This is a genomic window from Hymenobacter sp. BT559 (assembly GCF_016427535.1).
In the GTDB taxonomy this organism is placed as follows: Bacteria; Bacteroidota; Bacteroidia; order Cytophagales; family Hymenobacteraceae; genus Hymenobacter.
In genome coordinates this window covers 84,210-107,781 of the sequence record NZ_JAELXV010000001.1, presented here as the reverse complement: position 1 = coordinate 107,781, position 23,572 = coordinate 84,210, and the positions used below count along the sequence as shown (strand labels likewise).

At 50.6% G+C, this 23,572-nt stretch carries 20 protein-coding genes; 1 reads left to right on the top strand and 19 read right to left on the bottom strand.

Features of this window, described 5'->3' with window-relative positions; translation table 11 throughout:
• Nucleotides 1–63 precede the first annotated feature (63 nt).
• The 18 genes from JAO77_RS00505 to asnB form a co-directional block, all read right to left on the bottom strand.
• Nucleotides 64–1,260, bottom strand: coding sequence for a glycosyltransferase family 4 protein (locus JAO77_RS00505; RefSeq protein WP_198988320.1), 1,197 nt, complete (start codon nucleotides 1,258–1,260; stop codon nucleotides 64–66).
• 86 nt (nucleotides 1,261–1,346) lie between these two features.
• Entirely contained in the window at nucleotides 1,347–2,366 is a 1,020-nt protein-coding gene (locus JAO77_RS00500) for a glycosyltransferase (protein ID WP_198988319.1), read from the bottom strand.
• 8 nt (nucleotides 2,367–2,374) lie between these two features.
• Nucleotides 2,375–3,253, bottom strand: coding sequence for a class I SAM-dependent methyltransferase (locus tag JAO77_RS00495; protein ID WP_198988318.1), 879 nt, complete (start codon nucleotides 3,251–3,253; stop codon nucleotides 2,375–2,377).
• 14 nt (nucleotides 3,254–3,267) lie between these two features.
• Nucleotides 3,268–4,518 carry an ABC transporter ATP-binding protein gene (locus JAO77_RS00490; RefSeq protein ID WP_198988317.1) on the bottom strand — a complete coding sequence of 417 codons (1,251 nt, stop codon included), beginning with the start codon at nucleotides 4,516–4,518 and terminating at the stop codon, nucleotides 3,268–3,270.
• A 32-nt stretch (nucleotides 4,519–4,550) separates the two neighbouring features.
• Nucleotides 4,551–5,450, bottom strand: coding sequence for an ABC transporter permease (locus JAO77_RS00485; RefSeq protein ID WP_198988316.1), 900 nt, complete (start codon nucleotides 5,448–5,450; stop codon nucleotides 4,551–4,553).
• Nucleotides 5,451–5,819: 369 nt separating this feature from the next.
• Nucleotides 5,820–6,746: a GDP-L-fucose synthase family protein gene (locus JAO77_RS00480; RefSeq protein ID WP_198988315.1), complete on the bottom strand. Its 927-nt coding sequence runs from the start codon at nucleotides 6,744–6,746 to the stop codon at nucleotides 5,820–5,822.
• Between the two features lie 364 nt (nucleotides 6,747–7,110).
• Nucleotides 7,111–8,082: a glycosyltransferase family 2 protein gene (locus tag JAO77_RS00475; protein ID WP_198988314.1), complete on the bottom strand. Its 972-nt coding sequence runs from the start codon at nucleotides 8,080–8,082 to the stop codon at nucleotides 7,111–7,113.
• Between the two features lie 12 nt (nucleotides 8,083–8,094).
• Nucleotides 8,095–9,093, bottom strand: coding sequence for an STELLO glycosyltransferase family protein (locus tag JAO77_RS00470; protein WP_198988313.1), 999 nt, complete (start codon nucleotides 9,091–9,093; stop codon nucleotides 8,095–8,097).
• A gap of 77 nt (nucleotides 9,094–9,170) precedes the next feature.
• Nucleotides 9,171–10,367, bottom strand: coding sequence for a glycosyltransferase (locus JAO77_RS00465; RefSeq protein ID WP_198988312.1), 1,197 nt, complete (start codon nucleotides 10,365–10,367; stop codon nucleotides 9,171–9,173).
• Nucleotides 10,368–10,399: 32 nt separating this feature from the next.
• On the bottom strand, nucleotides 10,400–11,350 hold the full coding sequence (locus JAO77_RS00460) for a glycosyltransferase (protein WP_198988311.1): 951 nt from the start codon (nucleotides 11,348–11,350) through the stop codon (nucleotides 10,400–10,402).
• Nucleotides 11,351–11,458: 108 nt separating this feature from the next.
• Entirely contained in the window at nucleotides 11,459–12,412 is a 954-nt protein-coding gene (locus tag JAO77_RS00455; RefSeq protein WP_198988310.1) for a GNAT family protein, read from the bottom strand.
• Nucleotides 12,397–12,804, bottom strand: a complete 408-nt coding sequence (locus tag JAO77_RS00450) for a sugar 3,4-ketoisomerase (RefSeq protein WP_198988309.1) — start codon at nucleotides 12,802–12,804, stop codon at nucleotides 12,397–12,399. The genes JAO77_RS00455 and JAO77_RS00450 overlap by 16 nt, the downstream gene beginning before the upstream one ends.
• Nucleotides 12,805–12,838: 34 nt before the next feature.
• Nucleotides 12,839–13,939 (bottom strand): DegT/DnrJ/EryC1/StrS family aminotransferase, encoded by a 1,101-nt coding sequence (locus JAO77_RS00445; RefSeq protein ID WP_198988308.1) that lies wholly within the window; start codon nucleotides 13,937–13,939, stop codon nucleotides 12,839–12,841.
• A 162-nt stretch (nucleotides 13,940–14,101) separates the two neighbouring features.
• Nucleotides 14,102–16,075, bottom strand: coding sequence for a hypothetical protein (locus JAO77_RS00440; RefSeq protein ID WP_198988307.1), 1,974 nt, complete (start codon nucleotides 16,073–16,075; stop codon nucleotides 14,102–14,104).
• 2 nt (nucleotides 16,076–16,077) lie between these two features.
• Nucleotides 16,078–17,046, bottom strand: coding sequence for a glycosyltransferase family 2 protein (locus JAO77_RS00435; protein WP_198988306.1), 969 nt, complete (start codon nucleotides 17,044–17,046; stop codon nucleotides 16,078–16,080).
• A gap of 362 nt (nucleotides 17,047–17,408) precedes the next feature.
• Nucleotides 17,409–18,356 carry a UDP-glucuronic acid decarboxylase family protein gene (locus JAO77_RS00430; RefSeq protein ID WP_198988305.1) on the bottom strand — a complete coding sequence of 316 codons (948 nt, stop codon included), beginning with the start codon at nucleotides 18,354–18,356 and terminating at the stop codon, nucleotides 17,409–17,411.
• Nucleotides 18,357–18,460: 104 nt separating this feature from the next.
• The gene (locus JAO77_RS00425) at nucleotides 18,461–19,801 is read right to left on the bottom strand and encodes a UDP-glucose dehydrogenase family protein (RefSeq protein ID WP_198988304.1); all 1,341 of its coding nucleotides are present in this window, start codon (nucleotides 19,799–19,801) and stop codon (nucleotides 18,461–18,463) included.
• Nucleotides 19,802–19,920: 119 nt separating this feature from the next.
• Nucleotides 19,921–21,825 (bottom strand): asparagine synthase (glutamine-hydrolyzing), encoded by a 1,905-nt coding sequence (gene asnB / locus JAO77_RS00420; RefSeq protein WP_198988303.1) that lies wholly within the window; start codon nucleotides 21,823–21,825, stop codon nucleotides 19,921–19,923.
• A 156-nt stretch (nucleotides 21,826–21,981) separates the two neighbouring features.
• On the opposite strand from asnB, the gene JAO77_RS00415 reads away from it, so the two are divergent.
• Entirely contained in the window at nucleotides 21,982–22,482 is a 501-nt protein-coding gene (locus JAO77_RS00415) for an acyl-CoA-binding protein (protein ID WP_198988302.1), read from the top strand.
• Nucleotides 22,483–22,548: 66 nt separating this feature from the next.
• Here the strand turns inward: JAO77_RS00415 and JAO77_RS00410 are convergent, their stop codons facing one another.
• Nucleotides 22,549–23,409, bottom strand: coding sequence for an N-acetylmuramoyl-L-alanine amidase (locus tag JAO77_RS00410; protein WP_198988301.1), 861 nt, complete (start codon nucleotides 23,407–23,409; stop codon nucleotides 22,549–22,551).
• Between the last annotated feature and the right edge of the window lie 163 nt (nucleotides 23,410–23,572).

Below are 23,572 nucleotides of genomic sequence, written 5' to 3'. Positions count from 1 at the left end.
TGTGTCATTCTTAAGAACTCCGAAATTTGTGGGTTGTGCAGTTAGGCGTTCAATAGACTGAGCTTAACGCACTGCGATAAGTTTATGTAGCAATTCTACTACTTGCTGGCCCGCTACTTCTACGCTATGCTGGCTTTGCACTTTGCGTTGTGCCTGGCTGCCTAGTTCCTGGCGTTTTGCGGGGTCTAGTAGTAGGTCCTGGATAGCACGAGCCATTGCATCTATTTGCAGATAAGGAAGCACGCGGCCACAGTCTGTTTCTACAAATTCAGGCATTCCCCCCGATTGCTCGAAACACAGCACCGGCTTACCTAGGGCTGCGGCCTCCAAGCAAACCAGCGGGTAAGGGTCTTCTCGCGACGTAAGCACGAACAACTCGGCACTCAGTAAATAATCTAACGGGTTAGGACGTGGGCCAATAAACTTTACATAGTCTGTCAGGCCCAGTTTCTCTACATCGTATTGTAGCTCTTGCCAGGCTAACGTTTTTATGCTACCGCCAATCCATAAGAAGTAAGGCATTACTTCCATATTGCGCCGCATATAGTCTGCTATCTGGATAAACAGGCCAGGGGCCTTGCGCCACTCGAATGTTCCGGATGCTACGATTATTGCCGCCTCAAGTGGGATGCCGAGCGAAGCACGAACTGCGGCCCTAGTCTCGGCAGCATCGGCTTGTAGCGGCGGCGACGCAATAAACTCGTAAACTTTCACCAACTTATCTGCTGCCACCGCATAAGTAGCCAACAGGTTTTCCTTAACAGCCTCTGAAGCAGCAACTAACAAGTCGAGCTGGGGCAGTATTTTCTCAAAGCGGGCTGTACCAAAGTAGCCTTCAATGGCCATCGATAGCTCATGTACATGGCATAGCGCCGGGCAGCCAAGCGATGCTTTCAGTTGTACAGCCAGCTCGGCCGACACTACCGTATTAGCATAAATCAACTGCGTATTTGATTGCCGCAGTGCCTCTATAATTTGCTGCTCGTGCTGTTGGCGGGTTCCCCTAGGTCGTACGAATCGACGCGCCCGATTCCAGATGCGCCGGCTGATGCTAGGCGACACTGCCCCATCTACTGGGGGTAAGTGCCAAACGTAAGTGGGGGCTATGCTCTGAAACTCAGATTCCAATTCGCCGCCCCTTAGCAGAATTATTGAGAAAGTAAAGACCTGTTGTTTTTTCAACCACCGCAATAGATGCAGTAGCACAATGGGAGCACCGGTACGATTCGCATCGTGGCTGATAAAAACAACATGGTTCATTAGCTATTACAGCAAATAAATTGAAATAAAATTTAATTAAATAAAATATTTAACCGCACACTTTAAATAATCTATAAATACAATTATTATTTAAGCAATAAAGCTTTTAAAAATCTATAAAAGACTCCGTTGCCTATTGCATTTCTTGCCTTATTGTAACTCTTAGTTAACATAAATTTTTTAATTTTATCATTTGCTTGTTTCTCCACGCTCTTATTCAAGTTTATTAAATTTTTATAAATATTATAATGTCTTCTAACCGAAATTTCATAAGGCACATTCTGATTTTCCAAATCCTCTTGAAGCCACATCCTAAAAATATCGGCAACTATTTTATTAAAAAAATAATTATTTGGCTCGCCGTATTTTTGAATCAAACCTAACAAGTAGGTTAGTTCAACAAAATAAATTCCATTAATAAATGTTCGACTTCGCACATTATTAATATGCTGCCGAAAATAATTCAATTGTTCAGCAACAAATACTACTTGAGAAACAGCCAAGATACTAGCCCAGTACAACCAATCACCTACCAGCCGCATTTTTTCATCTGCAGGCCCGACCTGCTGTGCTATACTTCGACGAAAAACAACTGCACTCGCATTAGGAATAATATTTTTATATGACATAAATTTTTTCACTAACCCTAAGCCGTCAACCGTAAAATCGTTTTCCCATAACTCAACATCTAGCTCTGAATACAAGCTGTAATTTCTATCTATTACTTTGCCATTCTCATCCACATATAATGAATCGCAGTAAGCTAATCCTATATCCGAATTTGCATCAAGCTTTAAGACAAGTTTCTCCAAAAAAAACAAGTCAGAATAATCGTCGCTCTCCGCAATCCATATATACTCTCCCTTAGCAAGCGCAATTCCTTTATTCCATTGCTTGAAAGTACTGCCGCTATTCTGCTCATTATATATAACCTTTATGCGCTTATCTTCTTTAGCAAAACGCTCTATTATTTCACGACTATTATCACTTGAACAATCATCCAATATAATTACTTCCGTATTAGCATAAGTTTGCTGCAACACGCTTTCAATACGTTGCGGTAAATACTTAGCGTGATTGTAATTCGGGATGATTATAGTTACCACAACTAATATTACTTAAATAATTTTCTTAGAACTCTAAAAGGTGATGCAATAGCATTCCCTAATTTATACGTTTTCGACTTCATCATATCTTCCCTTTCTAATCTCAAAATATATTCGATATAACCTGCATCAAAAGAAGAACTCGATTTATAATTATGGAAAATAGAATTATAATCGGCATCAACAGGAGAATCTGAAGCAACACATAGGTTATAATAAGGCAACTCAATACCTATTCCAGATTTAATATCGTTAAAATCCCCCTGAAATTCTTTGAAGGTATTAACATTATCTTCCGATATGATAAGAGAACCCTGAATATATCTCTGAAAAAATAACTTTTTATGAATAAAATATCTATCTACCAATTGCTTAAACTCAATAAGATTTAACTCTTTTACATGGAAATGATTTGTTTCGCCTTTGCTTTTGTAAACATCAATATCCGGAGTAGACATAATCATTACTCCACCAGGTCGTAGAATCCGTTTTATTTCCGCAAGCATTTCATCATGTTTATCATGATGCTCTAATGTTTCGAAACTCACAACTACGTCAACCGAAGCTGGCGGTAAAGGAATATTATCAGCCGACCCAACTAAGAAACTTAGATTCGGCCTTTTATACTTATTTTCAGCGAAATCAATTGCTTCTTTGGAAATATCTACACCTACCACGCTATTGGCTTCTTTTGAGAGAAGATTAGAACCATACCCTTCACCAGAAGCGATGTCAAGTACATCCTTTCCTTTAACAAAGCCTAACGCTTTAGCATACCTATGAAGATGGTCATATACATCTTCAGAGGCTTGCGAATGGTTAATAAGTTGAGAAACCATGCGCTCACCAGTTGATGGGAGCTGATTTTGAGCTTCTTGCTGATGCATTGCGACTTTCTTTGTTATTTCCAGTTTTGCTCTACCAACACATCACCATGTGTGGAATCTACATGCATATAGCTAATATTGAAATTATGTTCCACTTCTATTTGTAAGCCTTTGTCATAGTAATCTAAGGTTTCGTAATCACTACCGATAAAGACCTCTAAATTGTATAATCCCGGAAATAGCGGCAAACTAGATGTTTCACAATAAATTTTATTTACCCCCTTAACTAAATTATATGATTTCGATTTAAATTTACTATACAATGTAAAAACCCTATAATCATTGGAATTATTAAACCCTATACCAATATTCACATTATTTATCTCTTCCAAAGACATAACATCGATTTCTATCAAAGATGAAGCTCCTGACTTAAAATCATTATCATCTATACTGTTACACTTAACATCAACAAGCCAAGCCCTTTTACCCTCGCTCACTATCTTAACTTGTTTCGAATACTTTACACCTTTGTCACCAGAATAGTCCTGTATAACTTTATTAATTTCTCCATCAGACTTCACTTGCCCATATTGCAAATACACTCCGTGCGTGCATAATGAAGACACAGCTTGTAAGTTATGACTAACGAAAAGTACCGTACGACCGTCCTTATCGCTTACATCCTTCATGCGCCCTAAACACTTCTTCTGAAATTCAGCATCGCCTACTGCTAGTACCTCATCCACAATTAATATTTCTGGCTCTAGAAAAGCTGCTACGGCGAAAGCTAAACGCACATACATTCCACTACTATAACGCTTTACAGGCGTATCAATGTAGCGCTCTACCCCGGAAAAATCTACTATTTCATCGAATTTACTTCGAATTTCGGCCTTTGTCATGCCTAGAATAGCTCCATTCAAAAAGATATTTTCACGGCCTGTTAATTCGGGATGAAAGCCAGTACCTACTTCTAGCAATGAAGCAATGCGTCCCCGAACTTTTATGTTACCAGTAGTCGGAGCTGTCACTTTCGACAAAATCTTGAGTAGCGTCGATTTACCGGCACCATTACGGCCAATGATACCGAGTACTTCTCCTTTCTTCACCTCAAAATCGACATCTTTTAACGACCACACAAAATCGCTTTGTCCTTTAGTCGTTCGGTCATTAGTCTCGCCAATTATAGCAAAAGGGTCTTCCTTTCCACGTAAGCGAGCCCAAGTACGGCTTAAATCTTGGCTGAGTGTGCCAGTACCAACTTCTCCTAAGCGGTATAACTTGCCTAGGCCTTCTACTTTGATAGCAACATTACTACTCATATCTACAAAAGATAAACACCTGTGCCCGCCCGCTATACGGTATCGGTAAAACTCTTTTCTACTTTATTGAATGCAATGGTACCCACTAGCAGGACGGCTATTGTAATAGCTGTGCTGTATCCTAGGTTCAACCAGCTAAATGACCCAGAGCCCAAGAAAGCGAAACGAAAGGTTTCCACAATAGAGCTGAGCGGGTTAGCCAAAATATACGGCTTGTACTTTAGTGGCAACCGCGAAAGAGGGTAAATGACTGGTGTAGCATACATGAGTAGCTGCACTCCAAATCCAAGTAGCATACCTAGGTCGCGGTACTTGGTAGTCATGGAGCTGAAAATCATGCCTAAGCCTAGTGATAATAATCCCATCAGCAGGAGTAATATCGGCGTTAGCAGTATATAAAGGTTGGGATGCAAGCTATTGCCGCTTACCAAATAGTAGCCCCATATGACCAAAAAGAGACCAAACTGAATACCAAAGCGCACTAGATTGGAGATAACAATCGACAGTGGCATCGTCAGGCGAGGAAAATACACCTTGCCAAAAATTGCGGCATTAGCTGTAAATACAGTAGAAGTAGCTCCTAACGTTTGGGCGAAGTAATTCCAGATGGTGATGCCCGCTAAATAAAAGGGCAACTGAGGCAACCCATCAGTAGGAATTTTAGCAATGTTTCCAAACACTATCATGTAAGTGATAGTAGTAAGTAACGGCTGAATAAAAAACCAGATGGGTCCCAACACCGTCTGCTTGTAGGTCGAAACGAAGTCACGCTGCACAAACAGCATCACCAGGTCACGGTATCGCCACACATCCTTGAGGCCTAAGTCAAGCAGGCGAGTACGCGGCTCTATTATCTCCGTCCAGCCATCTTCCTGGCCTGTTGTTGCAGTTGCTCCCGCTCCTACTGCTTTGGTATACTCTGCTGGCTGCATAAGTTGAAAGCTTCTCTCACAATAGCAGCGTAACCTTATTCTTTCGAATACAGAACTTGCCAAAGAAGACTTAATAAGTTAATCTAGACTCGCTGCTCGCGTACTAGATTTCAATACATCGCCACGCTGTACAAGGCGGCGAATATCTGCAGAATAACAAGTGAAATTTAATTGGTGAAGCCGGTTAAAGCTCACACCTGCACCAGCAAATATTGGCTTTGCTAGAGCAGGGAGGAATTAGCTCTAAGAACTAATTCCTCTCACACCTGCTGTTTCTCGGCTTAGATAAGCCCTTTAACGCTTGGCTCGCAAGCTCTAGTATACTACCACCTAGGGAGCTTCCTTTTCGCAAAGGAAGGCTCCTAAGAGCTACACTTGGTGGAATGCCCCTTCATACACAGCAGCTACCCCTTCTTCCAACCCGATAGTAGCCTTCCAGCCGTGGCTAGCGAGCTTGCTCACATCCATAAGCTTGCGGGGAGTGCCATCCGGATAGTCGGAGTTGAAGCGAATGCTGCCTTCGTAACCCACGGTGCGCTGCACCAGCTCGGCCAGCTCGCGGATGCTGAGGTCGGTACCCGTGCCCACATTTACCAGGCCGGGCTCGTTGTAGTTTTCGAGCAGCCAGTAGCAAGCATCGGCTAGGTCGTCCACGTGTAGAAATTCGCGGCGCGGCGTACCCGTGCCCCATACTTCTACCTCCGGCACCCCGGCTTCTTTCGCCTCGTGAAACTTGCGCAGCAAGGCTGGCAGCACGTGCGAGTTCTTAAGGTCGTAGTTGTCGTGCGGGCCATATAGGTTAGTGGGCATGGCCGAGATATAGTTGCAGCCATACTGGCTCCGGTAAGCATCACAAAGCTTGATGCCCGCAATCTTGGCAATGGCGTAAGGCTCGTTGGTGCTTTCCAGTTCTCCCGTCAGCAGGGCATTCTCCTGCAACGGCTGCGGCGCCATCTTGGGGTAAATGCACGATGAACCTAAAAACAACAATTTCTTCACCCCATTCAGGTAGGAAGAGTGAATCACGTTGTTCTGAATCATCAGGTTATCGTACAGAAACTCTCCCCGATAGATGTTATTGGCATTGATACCCCCTACCTTGGCCGCGGCCAGAACTACATAGTCCGGTTTTTCTTCCGCAAAAAAATCAGCCACCGCCTGCTGGCTGCGCAAGTCCAGCTCGCTGGAAGTTCGGGTCACAAAATTGGTGAATCCGGCTTGTTGTAAGCGGCGCAACATGGCCGAGCCCACCATTCCGCGGTGGCCCGCAATGTAGATTTTAGCGTCTTTTTCCATAAGTGGTGCCAAGTGCAAAGTCAGTCAGTTACAAATCTATTAAGTACCCAAGAATTAATTACACTTATTGTTTCTATCAACAAAGAACTAACCTCAGCAAGATTTTGCAAGGCACTTGCAAAGGTCTGGTTTTATCTGTTCGCTAAGAGAAGCACAGTAAGAGCTGCAAGATGACCTAGTATACTTAGCGTCTGGATTAGCTACGAAGTATACTGTACTGATACTATGCTACCTAACTAAAGGTATTAGGCATCTCATCTCAATAAAGCATAAGTACTCACTCCTTCAACAAGACCATTACTGGTCATAAGGATATCTTATCCCACTGGAGGAAAAATTCACCCTAGGGAGATAACTTCTACTCCTATTTTTTCCACCAATCTAGGTCAGGCTGGGAGGCACTGGCCGGCGCCACGGGCTGCATGGTACGTAGTAGGCCACCCGGAACGAGCTTCTTCAACATCGGATTAATGCTGGCGCCCAGTATCATGCGGCGAGTACGAGGGCTGTAGCTAAGCAAGCCCATCAGTTTAGAAAACGCAATCGGGCGGGCCGCGGCCATGTCACGTTTGCCGGTCCAGTTAATTTCCCAGTAGGTATACAGGTTGCGGCGCTCTTCCTCCGTGAGGCGAAACTGCTGGCCATAGCGAGGCTCCTGCTCACATAGCTCCACCATCTTCACTAGGTTCGGGTACCACTTATCGCTCGTCACGGTCCGCTGGTCAGGGTGCAGCTGATATACGGCCAGCATCTCCGTGATGTAGTGGCCGGGGGCCAAGTGTGCCACCCGGTACCACTGGTCGATATCGGCGCACATATCTACCTCGCGGCGCATGCCCCCAGTTTCTTCAAAAAACCGACGCTTCACGAAAGTCGCGTGTTGCGGCGGCACCGTGCTAAACAGAATGCTGCGGGGCGTAATCTCCCCGCCAGGATTGCTGCTGCTTACTACGTTGCCCTGCAGGTCGATAGCGTACTCCCCACCCGAAATAAAACTAGCTTCTGGATAATGCTGAAACGCGGCAGCCATGGCGCGAAAGGCGCCCGGCAAATAGTAGTCGTCGGAGCTTTGCACAGCCAGAATTTCGCCGGTAGCCCGCGCCACGCCTTTGGTCACAGCATCTACAAAGCCCTTGTCTTTAGCCGACCACCAGATAAGCCGGTCGCCATAGCCTTTCAGCACCTCTACGGTTTCGTCGGTCGAGCCCCCGTCCGACACGATTATCTCAATCGAGCCGGGGTAGTCCTGCTTCAAAATACTGTCGAGAGTGCGCCCGATAAATCGCCCTTGATTCCAGGAAGGAATAACAACGGAAACGGAAGGAAACTCCTGCATGGCTAACTCTACTTAAGCGGTGAGGGCAGCCACATCGGCCAGCCACAAATCGAGCAGCTCTAGCTCTTGCTGCGTCACAATGTTTTCCTTAGCCAACTCGGCGTAAGCCAGGCGCAGGTTCTCCCCTACCGTATTGGCCGAGTCGATAGCGCGCTGCACAGCAGCAATTACGCGGTTAGGCGTCAGGTAGCACGGAATCTCCGACTCAAAGTCCTTCACGTAGTCGTGCGGGTTGCGCTCTTGCAGCACGGTGGCTTCGGTAAAGCCTAGGCGGTAGCCATGCGCCCACAGGATGGGCTGAGCCACTAGCCCGCGCAGAATGTCGGTGAAGCGGAACGTAACGTAAGCTGGTAGATACAGCAGCGCAAATAGCTCGCGGCGCACAGCCGTATTCTGCGAATTGAAGGGGCACAGCGTGCCTTCGGCCAGCACGATGGGCGCGCGCTTATCGAAGAAAATCTCCGTATTATCAATCAGCCGGTAGATGGCATCTACATCGGGGTCTGAGTCAGCCAGTCCTTGCCAGATGCCCACTTTTGCGCTGCTTTGCGTCAGCTCAGCGTCCTTCAGGTTGTGTTCATCATTCAGTATCAGGTCGAGCGGGTATCCGCGGGGCCAGATATGATGGCTAGTGAAGTTTTTGTAAATATTTACAAAGCCCTTGCCAGTCGGCGAGGTTTGGTAGCTTCCCTCAAAGGCCGGGAATTGCCAGCCATCGTAAGGGATATTATCGTCGTCGGTGTCTACAATCACTTGTGCACCGGCTTGGATGGCGTGCAGATACCCCATCATTTTGCGCCCGTAGTGATTAAAAGGCAGCTTTTCACTAATGCGGAAGCCCTGCGACTCTTGGTCAGCTACCGACAAATATTTTACTCCGTCGGCCTGCCAGTCAGTAGGCGACTTTTTATCACCTGCTACTACCAGTCGGTAGTTGGGCATGGCGGCAATCTTGTCTACTGCCTTAGTAGGGGCAAAAATGGAGGTGATGACGACGTAGGTATCAGACATAAAGTATTTCTGGCCAGCGGAGGTGCCGGCACAACTTGAGCGGCCGCAAAGGTACGACCAGACCACTTATACGCTGGCTACAGCGCTAGGTGGTCGAGCAAGCGAGCAAAGCTGGCGGCGTAGGCCGGCCGGGTATGATGCGCCGCCGCGTAGGCCTGCACGGCTCCCGAACGTTCGGCCAAGTCAGCAGCTGGCATGGCCAACAGGGTACGCACGTGCTGCCGAATGGCGCTTATTATCTCGTTTGGTTCCTGGCTCTCTATTTCGAATCCCAACGATGCCGCCCGTACGGTGGCCGTCTGCGTGACGATGGGCAACAACCCGAAATGAAGCAGCTGAGCCACTGCGCCCCCCCCGCCCTCCGAGGCGCTAGGGTACACCACGCCCAGGCAATTATTGGCCACCTTAGCAAAGGCCGGCGTAGCTACATCCACCCAGCCTAGGTAGTGCAGGTTGGGGTGGGCGTCGAGCAGCGGCTTCAGCCACTGCCACAGGCGCGGCTCGCGCTCAATAGCACCCGCAATGTAGAGGTGGGCTTCCGGCATTTGCAAAAAGGCCTCTACCGCTAAATCTAGGCCCTTGAGCACCGCTCCCCCACTGCCCAACCACAGGTAGTTGGCACGGGCCACCGCTATATTCTTGGGCACATGCACCGGCACGGCGGCTACCGAAATATCTAGGTAGTGCCGTTCGGGCCGGGTATTATATAGCCTCTGCTGAAACGGAGTGCCTAGCAGGGTTATATGGTCGGCATGCTCGTCGGAGAAGCTCACCCGCGTCTGCCGCTCGGGCCGTACCCAAATGCCTGTGCGCTGATGGAATGCCCGCATGCGGTTTAGCTCGGCTATATTTTGGAAAGCCCAGTAGTTTTCGGTACAGTAGAATACTTTCTTCACGGGCAGCTTTGGTGGGCACTCGGCTAGCCGGTCGCTCTGCACAAACGCTACTTCGTAGCGCGCCCAAGCTATCGACTCTGGGCAATGCACATCATAGAAATCTACTACATAACCCCGCTCGTTGAGCTGGCGCACCATCTCAGCGGTTTCCCAATACATAGAGTGCTCATTGAGCATGGGCGCGCTTTCGAGCTTGCCAGCCACATAGTAGGGTATCACGTGCAGCACGTACACGATGAGTGCCCGCTTGGCCTGGGGACCTAGCTGCTCCTGGCCAATGTCACGGATAGAGCCGCCACCCAGCGGCACAAATAGTTTGTTGGCCACCTGGTGCAGGGCGGTGGACAGCCGAAAGCGAACTCCCCGAATAGTAGGCATAGATTACGCAAAAGCTAGTACGCCGCGCTAGCTTAGGCGCGGCCGGTCAGTTTTTTCAACCCGCCAAATGCCTTGGTTACCAAGGCAGGCGAGATGCCCAGGCGCGCGGCCGTCAGGATAGCCCACCCCCGCCAGTGTCGGTTCTGCTGCCAGCTACGGTCCAGCCAGTACACACTCTCGGGGCTACCCAGTAGGTATAGCTGTTCCGAGAATTCCCGCAGGTGCCGGGCAATAATGGTGTCGCCAGCCGGGCTCACGCCTAAGTGTTTTTGCAGCAGGCGAAGGCTGCTGTCGATAATAGTCGCCCGGCGGCGGTGCAACACTGAATTACCGTGTACACGGTAGTGGCAAGTAATTTCAGGCTGGTACAGGAAGTCAAATTCGCGGGAGATACGCAGCCACATATCCCAATCTTCATAAGCTAGGTTCTCATCGAACAAACCAATTTGGTCAATGCACCTGCGGCGAATGAGCACAGTCATCGCCCCTAGAAAATTGGTATTAAGCATCTCCAGCCATACATTGCCCGAGAATGGTCTAATCTGGCCTGTATCGTATACCGATGGTATAATGACATTGCCAGCAGCATCAATCTTACTCAGGTCGCTAAAGACTACGCCTACGGTGGCGGGGGCTGCTTCTAGCAGCGCAACTTGAGTGGTAAGCTTGCTTGGCAAAAACAAATCATCGGACCCAATAATGGAAATGTACTGGCCGCGAGCCTGGGTTAGAAAACGATTAAAAGTATGGCATATACCTCTATTATGGTCATTTACCAACAAGCAGCCGTTTACTTCAGGATGAGCCTTAAACCAATTCGAAATCAGGGTAATCGAATTATCGGTCGAGGCATCATCAACCACTATTAATTCCCAGTTGGAATAAGTCTGCAGTCGGATACTATCAAGCGTTTCAACTATATATGCCGAATTATTATACGATGCGACACCGATGCTGACTAGTGGCAAGTTATTATTAGCCATAATACTACTTGTATAATCTAACTAAGGTCGTGCAGCCCATAAAAACGCCGGGCCGGTTAATTAGTAATAATTCGATTTTCCAAAAAGGGTAACTTAACAGCGAGTACTCTACCCGCCGTGGCAAGCCAGTACGTGCGTAGTGCTTCCTAGCCGAAATCCTAGCTTTTCGCAGGTGCGAAACACTGCCCGGTTGGTGACCTGCGTAGTCATCAGCACTTGAGGCAGCTCCAGAGTGGCGGCTCGTCGCACGGTTTCAGCCACCAGCTTGATGTGCCAACCCCGGTTTTGAGGTCCAACAGCCGTGAGCAGCACCCGCGACGAGCCACTACCTGGCTGAGCTGGGTCGGCCGGCGTATCGCCAATTGCCAGAAACGAATCAACGGGTAGGCCCGGCTCATTGGGCACCAGCACGGCATCGGCATAGCTGCCTGCTACGGCTGCTTCGGCATAGCGGGCTAGCATAGCGGCCGCCCGCTCTGGCCCAAACCAGGGGTCGGCGTGAAAACGGTCAAACTCATTGCGGGCCGCGGCCGACACCTGCCCAATATGAGCAGCTTCAGCCCGCTCTGCCAGCCGCACCTGAGTTGGGGGCAGCAGCAAGGGCTCGCTTGTAGGGCGGTAGAAGTTAAGCCGAGTTTCTACCAGTTGCCAACCACCACCCGTGAGGGCTTGTAGCAGCGCGGTATCCTCGGCGGGTATCACCCCAAAAGCATAAAACGGCCCGCGCTGCGCCAGCTCGGCTCGCAGCGCAGCCGCCGCCTGGGCAAGGTAGCCAGGAGCGGCGGCTGCCGGAAACAACCCTGTAAATAGCCGGTAGGTAGCAGTGCCAAAAAATTCGGTATCCCAAGGCAGCAATTGAAGTAGCCACTGCCCATCAGTACCTGCCATTGGCACTATTTCTTCGTGTGGGTGCTTGCCAAAGCGGGCAGCAGCACCAGTGCCATGTCCTAATTGCTGCGCCTCGACAGGCAGTTGCCGCAGAAAGCTAGTGGGTGCATACCACTGCAAGCGCTCAGCCCGTTGAGCTATCCAACTAGCTCGCGCCTCTACCGATGCTGCCATATTTGCTTAAAATCGTCATAGCTTCGGATATAATCCGCCTCATCGTAAGGAGAAGAAGCTAACACCAACTGCACGGCCGAATGCGAGTACTGCATGGTATGCCAGGCATGAGGCGGTATATATACGCCTACATGTGGGTCCTCAAGCCGAAAGGTCTGAATAGTGCCGTCGGCCAGTTCCGTGGTCACAATAATGCGTCCAGCCACGGCAACAAGCACCTGTTCCGTCCGATGGTGAGCGTGCCGACCGCGCACAATACTTTCGGGGGTATAATAGGTCCAAAAAATACGCTGCACTTCAAAAGGCACATGCTTAGTATGCTCCGTTACTGAAATATAGCCAATATTAGACTGACCTAATTTAGGAAACTCTAGTTGATAAGGATTCTGCATATGATTATACTGCTTTATTATTCTCAATAATGATTTAAAAAAAAGTCTTGATAGCCTCTACGACAGCGGTAAGGTGCTCCTCAGTCATGCCGGGCCACATGGGCAGACTCAGGCAGGTAGCGGCCAGCTCCTCCGCAATTGGAAACGCTCCGGCTGGCAACTGCAGGTGGGCATAGGCCTGCTGGCGGTGTGGGGGCACGGGATAGTGAATCAGCGTGCCGATACCCGCCTGCGCGAGGTGCTGCTGCAGTGCCTCACGCCGCGCGGTACGCACCACGTATAAATGGTACACGTGCGAAGCACCGACTGCCACAGTGGGCAGTACCAAGTCGCCTACCCCTGCCAGCAGTTCGTCGTAACGCGCTGCTACCTGCTGGCGCTGTTGCGTCCACGCGTTTAGGTGCGGTAGCTTCACCCGCAGCACCGCTGCCTGCAACTCGTCTAGGCGCGAGTTGTAGCCTATCACCTCATTATAGTATTTCTGCTGCGAGCCGTAATTGCGCAGGGTATGCACTTTGCGCGCCAGTTCTTCATCGTTGCTGGTCACCGCCCCAGCATCCCCCAGCGCCCCCAAGTTTTTGCCTGGGTAAAAGCTCGTAGCGTTTACCTGTCCAAAGCTACCGGTGAGCTGCCCCTGCCAGGTCGCACCCTGCGCTTGCGCGTTGTCTTCTACTACCCACAGGCCGTGACGCTGGGCCACTTCTATGATTGGACCCATCTCGCAGGCCTGGCCGTAAAGGTGTACCGGCATGATGCCCTTGGTACGGGGCGTAATTGCCGCCTCCAGTAGGGCCGGGTCCAGGTTATAGGTGGCTGGGTTGGGCTCAACAGGTACCGGCACAGCGCCCACAAACGAAACGGCCAGCCAAGTGGCGATGTACGTGTTGCTGGGTACCAGCACTTCGTCGCCCGCCTGCACATCCAGTGCCAGCAACGCCAGGTGTAGCGCATCCAGGCCATTGGCGACCCCTATCGTGTGCCCGACTTGGTTGAAGGCACTGTATTCCTGCTCAAACGCTTTGACCTGCTCACCCAGCACATACCATTGCTTATCGTATACCCCCGCGATAGCGGCGAGCACCTCAGTGCGAATGGGGTCGTGCTGAGGCGAAAAAGATAAAAACGGAATGGCCATAAAATTCAGAATAGTAGATGAATTAGAAAATTTATTGAATTACAAGGAGCAAATATTAGGTTTCTACCCTATAGTGTAAGGCTCCTTTTACCAATGTCCATATTACTTAATACAAACCTAGTAATAGCCTGCAAAGATAAGGTTCCACTATCGGGAACCGCGTTAAAGAGATGGTAGCGGAGACCTAGGCGACGTAGGCTGTAGTACGTATAATACCTCTCCCGAGCGAGCATCGCGATAGCGGGCATGCACCAACGGACGCAACGCAGTAGGCAACACTGCTCGCGGCGAGGCACAAATGAATGCTAGGCCGGCCCGCTGGACTAAAGCAAGCTCCGCGCTATCGGCAGGGATAGCGTGGCCGGCTTGGCTGCTTAACTTGGCTAACCTTACTAGTGTAGCACGGCGCCGGATAAGTTCAGCCTGTGCTGAGTCTCGCGCAAAGCGCGAGTCGGTTTGAAAGTTGTCGGGCACTAGGGCCGAAAGAGAAATTAGCAGATAGTCGTTCTTGAAGTTGGAGACGTAAGTGCCAGCCGTATAAGAATCCGAAGAAGTCATATAGGCATTTTTATAGTCAGCATCGCCGAGTAAGTAGCCTCCCCGATTGGGTAGCGCCCGCAACACTGGTCCGACCTGCTCTAAAAACTGCGCAGAATAACGCGTATTATCCGTTATATCACCAGAAATAGTCATAAATAGTAGTCCAACTATCACTACGGCGACCAGCCCGTGCCGCCCGGCCGAAGTTCCATACAGGGCGCGACCCAATAGCACGGCAATCATCGCAGCGCTCAAAGGCACAATCGGATTAGAAAAAAACTGAAAGCCATCGAGAAAATGATGGCCTAGCGTGCGCATTACTATTGCGCCCAGCAGCATAGCTGCACCCCAGGCGAGTAAGGGCCGGTCAGACTGTTGCAGACGGGGCGAATTACGCGGCAGAAACCAGAGTATTGCTAGTAAAGCTGCGTAAGCTGCGTAATAGATACTATAGTTAATTCCTACCCCAATCGCAATGTTCAACAGTGTTTTTGCTTCGCCTGGCGTTGGAACCACTGCTGCAAAGGCCGAAGATTGTCCAGAATTCGCAAACTGATAGGCTGGTGGCTGCAGGGCATAAAACAGGCCTAGGTAGACTAAAGCACCTGCTATTGGAGCGGCCAGCCATAAAGTACGGCGCCAAGATAGCTGGCGGCTCATAGCTAAATACCCTAAAAGTCCGGTTACTCCGGCCATCGCCGCCGGTGCTGTTGCTACAAATAGCAGGGGTAATATAGCGGCCGCAGCTGCGGCCGCTAGCCAGCGCTGCCGTAGTAGCGATAGCACCGTCAGCAGCACAGCTAGGTAAACAGGGGCTAGTTTGGGATGCAATTGTAGGGGTACGTGTGCCAACAGCGAACCGTTAACCACCATATTATAGCGCGCTATTAGAAAAGGCCAAACTGTGCCCACCACAGTGAGAGTAAGCAAGCCCAATAGCGCGGCCCAAAATTTTCGTATTCCGCAATAGGAATAGATAGCAGTAAACCCCACTCCTATAATAGAAATCAGCACTGAAGACGCGCTCACAAAAAACACCCAAACTGAGGGTAGTCCCGTAACTCGGACAAGCAGCGCATTGAGCCATAGCTCTAAGTAGTGGTAAGGCTGCTCCGTCTGGAATTGCGGAAAAACAACTTCTAAGGAGTTGGTTTCCAGCCCTACCTTATTTAACATCAGCGTCAGCCGGCTATAATATACATAGTCCTGAAAAGGCGTTTGCAGATGGGCTGCACCCGGCTCATATACTAGCCCGTATTGAGTAGCAAATGCAGCTAGGCCGATACCTAATGCCAACAATAGGGTGAAGCGAAAATCATTTGGTTCGGCGATTACGGCTTGGCTTTGTGTCGGCCGCAACGCTTTCACTGTTATACCCAGTAGTAGCGGCACTGGTAGCAGGATGGTTACCCCACCCGTACGCCATGCGCCATACGCAGTAGTAATTACCACCACGCCGGTAAGTAAGCGAAGAAAGATAGTAAAGAATGGCTCCTCAGCATGCCAGCCTACCAGCCGTAGCAGCATTGCACCTACCCCATAAAATACTATTAACCCACCTAAGAATAAGACCAGCAAGTCAAGCAAATAGGCCATCTCTATAAAGGCAGAATAGCCTTCGAATTATATTGTACAGGAGTTTCGTATACCTGCTTTACCACGTACAAAGGCCGGTTACGGGCGGCATCGAGTCCTCGCCACACGTACTCACCAATTACCCCTAACGCAATCATTTGAAAGGCAGCCACAAACAGAATAACCACCATTAGCGTCGTCCAACCCTCTGGCTCACCTTCACTAAAAAACTTAAGCACAATTATATAAAGACCATAAAGCATTGCCACGCCTCCCAACCCCAGCCCCAATACTGAGATGGCCCTAATGGGGAAATAGGAAAATGAAAGCAGCGAATCGATAAGCAGCTTAATTTTCTTTTGCAGCGTCCAACGAGACTTACCGATTTCGCGCTTGCGGCGCACATAAGGAATATTGACGTAGGCATAGCCTAGCCAAATCATAAGGTAGAACAGGTTACTGTTACGCTCCTGCATTCGCACTACCTCGTCGCAAACCTGCCGGTCGAAAAACACGAAGTCAAATCCACCATCGGGGATGTTTTTCAGCGCTAGATGTTTCATCAGCCAATGAAACGTGCGGGCAAATACTTGACCCAGCCCAGTTTCTTCGCGGTCTTGCCGATTACCAATGACTAGCTTAAAGCCTTTTTTCCAGTAGTCATACATCTGCACCATCAACTCAGGTGGGTCCTGCATGTCGGCAGTGATAATAGCCATGCAGTCACCGGTAGCATGGGCCATACCGGCCACGATGGCGTTGTAAGAACCCACATTGGCCACCAGTTCTACTATCCGTACCCGGTCAGGATACTGTGCCTGCGCTCGGCGGAGGGCGGCTAAAGTTCCATCACCTGAGCCATCGTCTACGAAAACGTACTCGAACGTTACTTCAGGTGGGAAATTAACTTCATTTTCAATAAGTCCTGGCACCGTAACAGGAATGTTATCCTCATTGTAGTAGCAGGGAACGATAATAGAAATCTTTGGCATATTTTCAATATAGAGGCCGACTTTAATGTACGTAGAATTAAATGCAAATGTAGACTTTAATCATCATTATAGGCTGCTGCGTACGAGATAACAGTCCTTTTCATAAAAGCGAGTACTTGCCAACGGACTTTTGGCTTTCTACATAATTTGCGCTTATTGCACTAATAGTAGGCTTATTGACCTCGAAAAAGCTTTAAATAGCCTTTATCAACTAACCAATTAATAACTAATAAGGGTGCGTGTGCTCTCTACGTCTGTAGCGGCGAAACTCATTATACACATGTGCTTAATCTCTTTAACGAAAACAGCCTGCTCCCGAAATATTCGGGTAGCAGGCTGTTTTCATTGGTTAACAGTGTGCGCTACTTTACATGCTCTTTGAAGTACTCTAGGGTGCGCTTTAAGCCTTCAGCGCGGTCTATTTTGGGTTCCCACCCTAAGATTTCCTTGGCCTTAGTGATGTCGGGCCGGCGCTTCATGGGGTCGTTTTCGGGCAGGGCCTGGTAGGTGGGCTTGAACTCTACGCCCGTTAGCTTGGCAATTTCTTCGCCAAATTCCTTTATGGTAAGCTCAGCGGGATTGCCGATGTTCACGGGCAGATGGTAATCGCTCAGCAATAGGCGATAGATGCCATCTACTAGGTCATCAACATAGCAGAACGAGCGCGTTTGCGAGCCATCACCGAATACCGTCAGGTTTTCACCTTTCAGCGCCTGCGAGAGGAAGGCCGGTAGTACGCGGCCATCGTCCAAGCGCATGCGCGGGCCGTAGGTATTGAAAATGCGGATGATGCGCGTTTCGAGGCCGTGGTGGTTGTGGTAAGCCATCGTGATGGCCTCTTGGAAGCGTTTGGCTTCGTCGTAGCAGCCACGCGGGCCCACGGGGTTTACGTTACCCCAATATTCCTCTACCTGCGGGTGCACTTCAGGGTCGCCGTATACCTCGGAGGTGCTGGCAATCAGCATGCGGGCACCTTTTACGCGAGCCAGGCCTAGTAGGTTGTGGGTACCTAGGGAGCCCACCTTCAGCGTCTGAATCGGAATCTTGAGATAGTCGATAGGCGACGCGGGCGAGGCAAAGTGCAGGATATAGTCGAGCTTGCCGGGCACGAACACAAACTTGCTGACGTCGTGGTGGTGAAACTCAAAGTCCTCGCGCTTGAACAAGTGCTCGATGTTGGCAAGGTTGCCCGTCACGAGGTTATCCATGGCAATGACGTGGTAGCCCTCGGCCAAGAATCGGTCGCAGAGGTGCGAACCCAAAAATCCGGCTCCGCCGGTGATAAGCACGCGCTTTTTTTCTTCAGCCATTTTTTGGAGCTATTAACTACTAGCTGCTAGCTAGTAGCTTTTTGAAAACAAATTAAACAAGAACAAACAGCTAACAGCCAGCAGCTATTAGCTACCAGCTTAACCTAGGCGACCGGCTCTTTGTGGTCGGTTTTCACCCCGATGCAGTGGTAGGCAAAGCCTATTTCTTTCAGTTCGGCCGCATCATAAATATTGCGGCCGTCGAAGATAACCTTCTGCTTGAGCAGGCGGCCCACCACCTCGAAAGAGGGCGAGCGGAACTCGGGCCACTCGGTTACTACCAGCAGGGCATCAGCATCTACCAACGCCTCAAACTGGTCTTTGGCGTAGGTAATAGTATCGCCTAGGGTATGCTTGGCTTCGCTCACGGCCACCGGGTCGTAAGCCGACACCGTGGCGCCTTCAGCCAATAGCTTCTCGATGATAACGAGCGAAGGAGCTTCACGCATGTCATCGGTCTTCGGCTTGAAGGACAAGCCCCAAATGGCAAATTTCTTACCCTGCAAGTTGCCCCCAAAGTGCTTCTTTACCTTGCTGAACAGCACCTCTTTCTGGGCTTCGTTCACGCCTTCCACGGCTTGCAGCACCTGCATCTGGTAGCCGTTTTCCTGCGCCGTTTTTATCAGCGCCTTCACATCTTTCGGAAAGCACGAGCCCCCGTAGCCAATGCCGGGATAAATGAACTTGGTGCCAATGCGAGCATCGGAGCCGATGCCCTGGCGCACTTTATTTACGTCGGCACCCATGATTTCGCACAGGTTGGCGATGTCGTTCATGAACGAGATTTTAGTAGCCAGCATCGAGTTGGCGGCGTACTTGGTCATCTCAGCCGACGGAATATCCATGAAGATAATCGGGTGGCCGTTGAGCAGGAAGGGCTTATAGAGGCGGCGCATTACCTCCTCGGCACGCTCGGAGCTAATGCCTACTACAATCCGGTCTGGCTTGAGGAAGTCGTCAATGGCGGCTCCTTCTTTTAAGAACTCTGGGTTGGAAGCTACGTCAAACTCTACATCGGCGCCCCGCTTACCTAGGGCGCTTTCTACTTCGGCCCGCACTTTAGCGGCGGTACCTACGGGCACGGTGCTTTTGGTCACGACTACGCAGTAGCCGTCTATATTTTCCCCAATGCCCCTGGCCACAGCCAGCACATATTTCAAGTCAGCCGAGCCGTCTTCGCCGGGAGGGGTACCTACCGCGATAAATGCCACATCGGCCCCTTTAATGCTTTCTGCCAGCGACGTAGAAAAATGCAAGCGACCCGACTTCACGTTGCGGGCCACCATTTCCTCTAGGCCCGGCTCGTAAATGGGCAGGATACCGTTGTGCAGGTTGTCTATTTTCTTCTGGTCAATGTCAATACAAGTAACGTCAATGCCTACTTCGGCAAAGCACGTACCCGTTACCAACCCAACGTAGCCGGTACCTACTACTGCTATTTTCATGTGAAAGTCAGGTGTTTAGTCAAGATTTAGCTCAGTTTGCAAGCGATACAAACAATTCAAAGTTAGCTATCCAATCGATTTAGATAGCCAATTTAAATCTTGCCACTACCAATTATAGCCTAGGCCATATACTTCTTCCACCAGTATTGGAATACAAGCAGCGCCCAAATGCGCGCGTGTGCATCGCCGGGGTTATTGGAAAAAAGCTGTTTCTTGAGTTGCTGTACGCCCGCTACGTCGAAGATGCCTTGGCTAGCCACGTAGTCGTCGGCCAGCAGGTCTTGCTCTATGAGGGGGCGTAGCTCGCCGCGCATCCACTTCAGCAATGGCACTTCAAAGCCGTGCTTGGGGCGGTCGTAGAGTTCGGGCGGCAGCATTGGCCGGAAGGCATCCTGCACGATTTTTTTCTTCATCGTACCATCGACTTTGCTGCTCACAGGCAAGGAAAAAGCAAAGTCAACTACCTTATAATCTAAGAACGGCGTGCGCACTTCCAACGAGTTAGCCATACTCATCAGGTCGACCTTGGTGAGCATGTCGTAGGGTAGCACCAGCAGTGTATCGGTGAGCAGCACCTCGTTGAGGTCACCATCGGCGTGGATGTGCTCCAGAATATCCTTGCGGCGCTTGGCGGCCAGCTTTTTACCTACTTTGCTGCGGCTGGCGGGGCTAAGTAGGCTATGGGCTTCCTTCTCAGACGCAAAGCTGGCCCAGTCCCAGTACCGGTCTTTGGGTCCGCTGAGCATACCGCGCGAGAAGCGTTGAAACTGGCGAATTTTATTACCAAAATACGAGTTGCGCGACTTGGGCAGAATGTCCCACAGCAGGTTCAGGCCGGTCACGGCCTCGGCTTTGAAGCCGCCCTGCCGCACCCGGAAGTCGCCCATGTGCTTATTGTAGCCCCCAAAAATTTCGTCGGCGCCGTCGCCGCTCAGGGCTACCGTTACATGCTGGCGCGTGCGCTGACTTAGCACATGCACGGCTAGGGCCGACGAGTCGGCAAACGGCTCATCGAAATAGTCGAGCATCTGAAACAGGTGCTCATACAAGTCATTGTTGCTCAGCGAAAACACCGTATGGTTGGTGTTGTGCATTTTCGCCACCAAGTTGGCGTATTTGGTTTCGTCGAAGAAAGGCTCGTCGCGGAAACCGATGCTAAACGTGTTGAGGTGCGGCGTGTGGCGGGCGGCCAGTGCCGTTACTACGCTCGAGTCGATACCACCACTCAGGAAGGCACCTAGGGGTACATCGGCCACGAGGCGGCGCTCTACAGCTTCGTCCATCAAGGTCACCAGCTTCTTTTGCTGCTCCTCGTAGGTGAGCTTGTTTTTGGCGACCTTCTTGGGGTCGTAAGGTATTTTATACCAGCGCTTGCGCACCACCTTATCCCCTTTGATGAAAAGGTAATGGCCAGGTAGCAGCTTTTTTACGCCCTTGAAAATAGTGGCCGGCCCCGGAATATAGTTGAGCTGTAAATACTGGCTCAGGGCAACGTAATCGAGCTTGCGCGGTACCCCTAGGGCCAGCAGCGACTTTAGCTCGGAGCCAAATAGCAGGCGGTCTTCATCGCGGTACACGTGCATGGGCTTCACGCCGTAGCGGTCGCGGGCAATGAGCAGCGAGTTCTCTTCTTTATCGTAGATAGCGAAGCCAAAAAAGCCATTTAGCTTCTTGATGAAGCCGCGCCCTTCGCTGATATATAGATTAAGAATAACCTCCGTATCCGTCTGCGAATGAAACCGGTAGCCTTTCTTGAGCAGCTTTTCGCGCAGCTCGCGATAGTTGAAGATTTCGCCATTGAAGACAATGGTATAGCGGCCCGATTCGTCGGTCATGGGCTGGTTGCCATCGGCCGACAGGTCGAGAATGGCCAGGCGCCGAAAGCCTAGTCCGCACTGGTCGTAGACAAAATGCCCCTGCGAATCGGGCCCGCGGCGCTCAATGGCGTCGGTGGCGGCTTGCAGGCGGGTTAGGGCCGAGCGGCCCAAATCGGAGAAGGCGTAAGCGCCGGTTATTCCACACATAGCTTGTAAGCAAAGATACACGGAGGCCCGACTTAGCCGCCCGCTACTACTAGAAAAGCCGGATTTGGCGTAGCGCGCAACCCCCAGCCCGCCGACGTAGTACTGCTAGTGGCCGGCCATTTGCCGGCGTGGTTCGATTAGCCCCTCCCCCACCCCATGGAGTTACAACAGCAATTTGACGCTGCCGTGCAGCAAGTAAACACTTTGCCCGACGCTACGGCTGCCAAGCACATGACCGAGCTTTACGGCTTGTACAAGCAAGCTACTGAGGGCGACGTAAATATGAAATCTGGCGAAGTTGATGCCGACGAGGCCGACCAAGCTAACGGTCCCGCTGGCCTGTCGCAGGCCCAGTGGGAATCGTGGGACAAGTACAAAGGAGTGCCCGAAGAAGAGGCCAAACGCCGTTACGTAGCCAAAGTAGCCGAAATAACCGGCGACCAGGCAAACGGCGGCACCGACGCTGCGGCCGTGCCCACCGATGCGCTCACCAACGCCCCCATGGCCCCCGACGCACCGCTGGTACCGGAGATAGAAAACGATACCACGGCGGCGCAGCCCGGCTTCGGCCCTGGCCAAAGCACTGGCGGCCTACGCGGCGACATCACGGCCGGCGCCCCCTACGGCGGCGAAGACAAGCTGAAAGGCGCACAGTAAGCCTGCCCCGCACAGCGGCCTGTTTGGCCAGCCTAGGTACCTAGGCTGGCCAAACAGGCCGCTGCATTATAGCCATTTACGGTAAAGATTAAATAATATGCGGCGGTCGCGTTCGGTCAGCTCATCGCTAGTATCGTCGGGTACAAAATGCCGCTTAAAGGCCCGGATGGCGGCGGGCATATCCTGCGTATCGTAGCCAATGATGCGCAGCGCCTCGCGCGGCGTAATACCCGGCAGCGCCAACCCTAAGGAATCGGTAGCGAAGGGGGCGGCGGTAGTGTCGCTGAGTACGGGTGCATCGTACCAAAGCCCAAAGCCACGTGCGGCCAACCGCTGCCAGGGAAATAAGGCGCTAGGGTCGCTTTTGCGCGTAGGCGCGATGTCGCCGTGCCCGATAAAGTTGGCGGCCGGGATATTATAGGTGCGTTTCAGGCTACCTAGGACCCGAAGCAGACTCACAAGCTGTGCTTCCTCAAACGGCTCAGTACCATCGTTGTCTAGCTCGATACCGATTGATACCGAATTAATATCTGTCACGTTGCCCCAACATGCGGCTCCGCCGTGCCATGCCCGCAAGTAATCATTGAGCATGTGAAAGGTCTGGCCATCGCGCCCAATTACGTAGTGGGCACTTACCTGCGTCTTGGTCAGCGTGAAAGTCTTAAGGGTCTGCTCAGTACTACGCTGCGCCGTGTGGTGAATAATGACGTAGTTGGGCTTGCGCAGATTAAAATTGACGGTACCAGCCCAGTAGGGCGCGGGCGGCAAGCTATCGGCCAAGAGCGTGGGCTGGGCACGCAGCTGCTTGGCTAAGTCGCGGGCCTGGCGCTTATACACTTTGTTGGTAGCCGCATAAGGCCCAGTAGCACACGCCGTAAGCAACGCTCCAACGGCCAACAGTGTACCAATAAAATAAAGTTTATGCATAGTCGTACTGGGCCGCTGTCATGCTGCGCTTGCAAAGTATCTTCCTAGGTTACTACTCTATGTAATCCTTGCTAGATACTTCGCAAGCGTAGCATGACAGTTATTTAAAGAAGAATATTTTAGCAAAAAGCCCTTGTAGCTGCTTAGCTACAAGGGCTTTTTC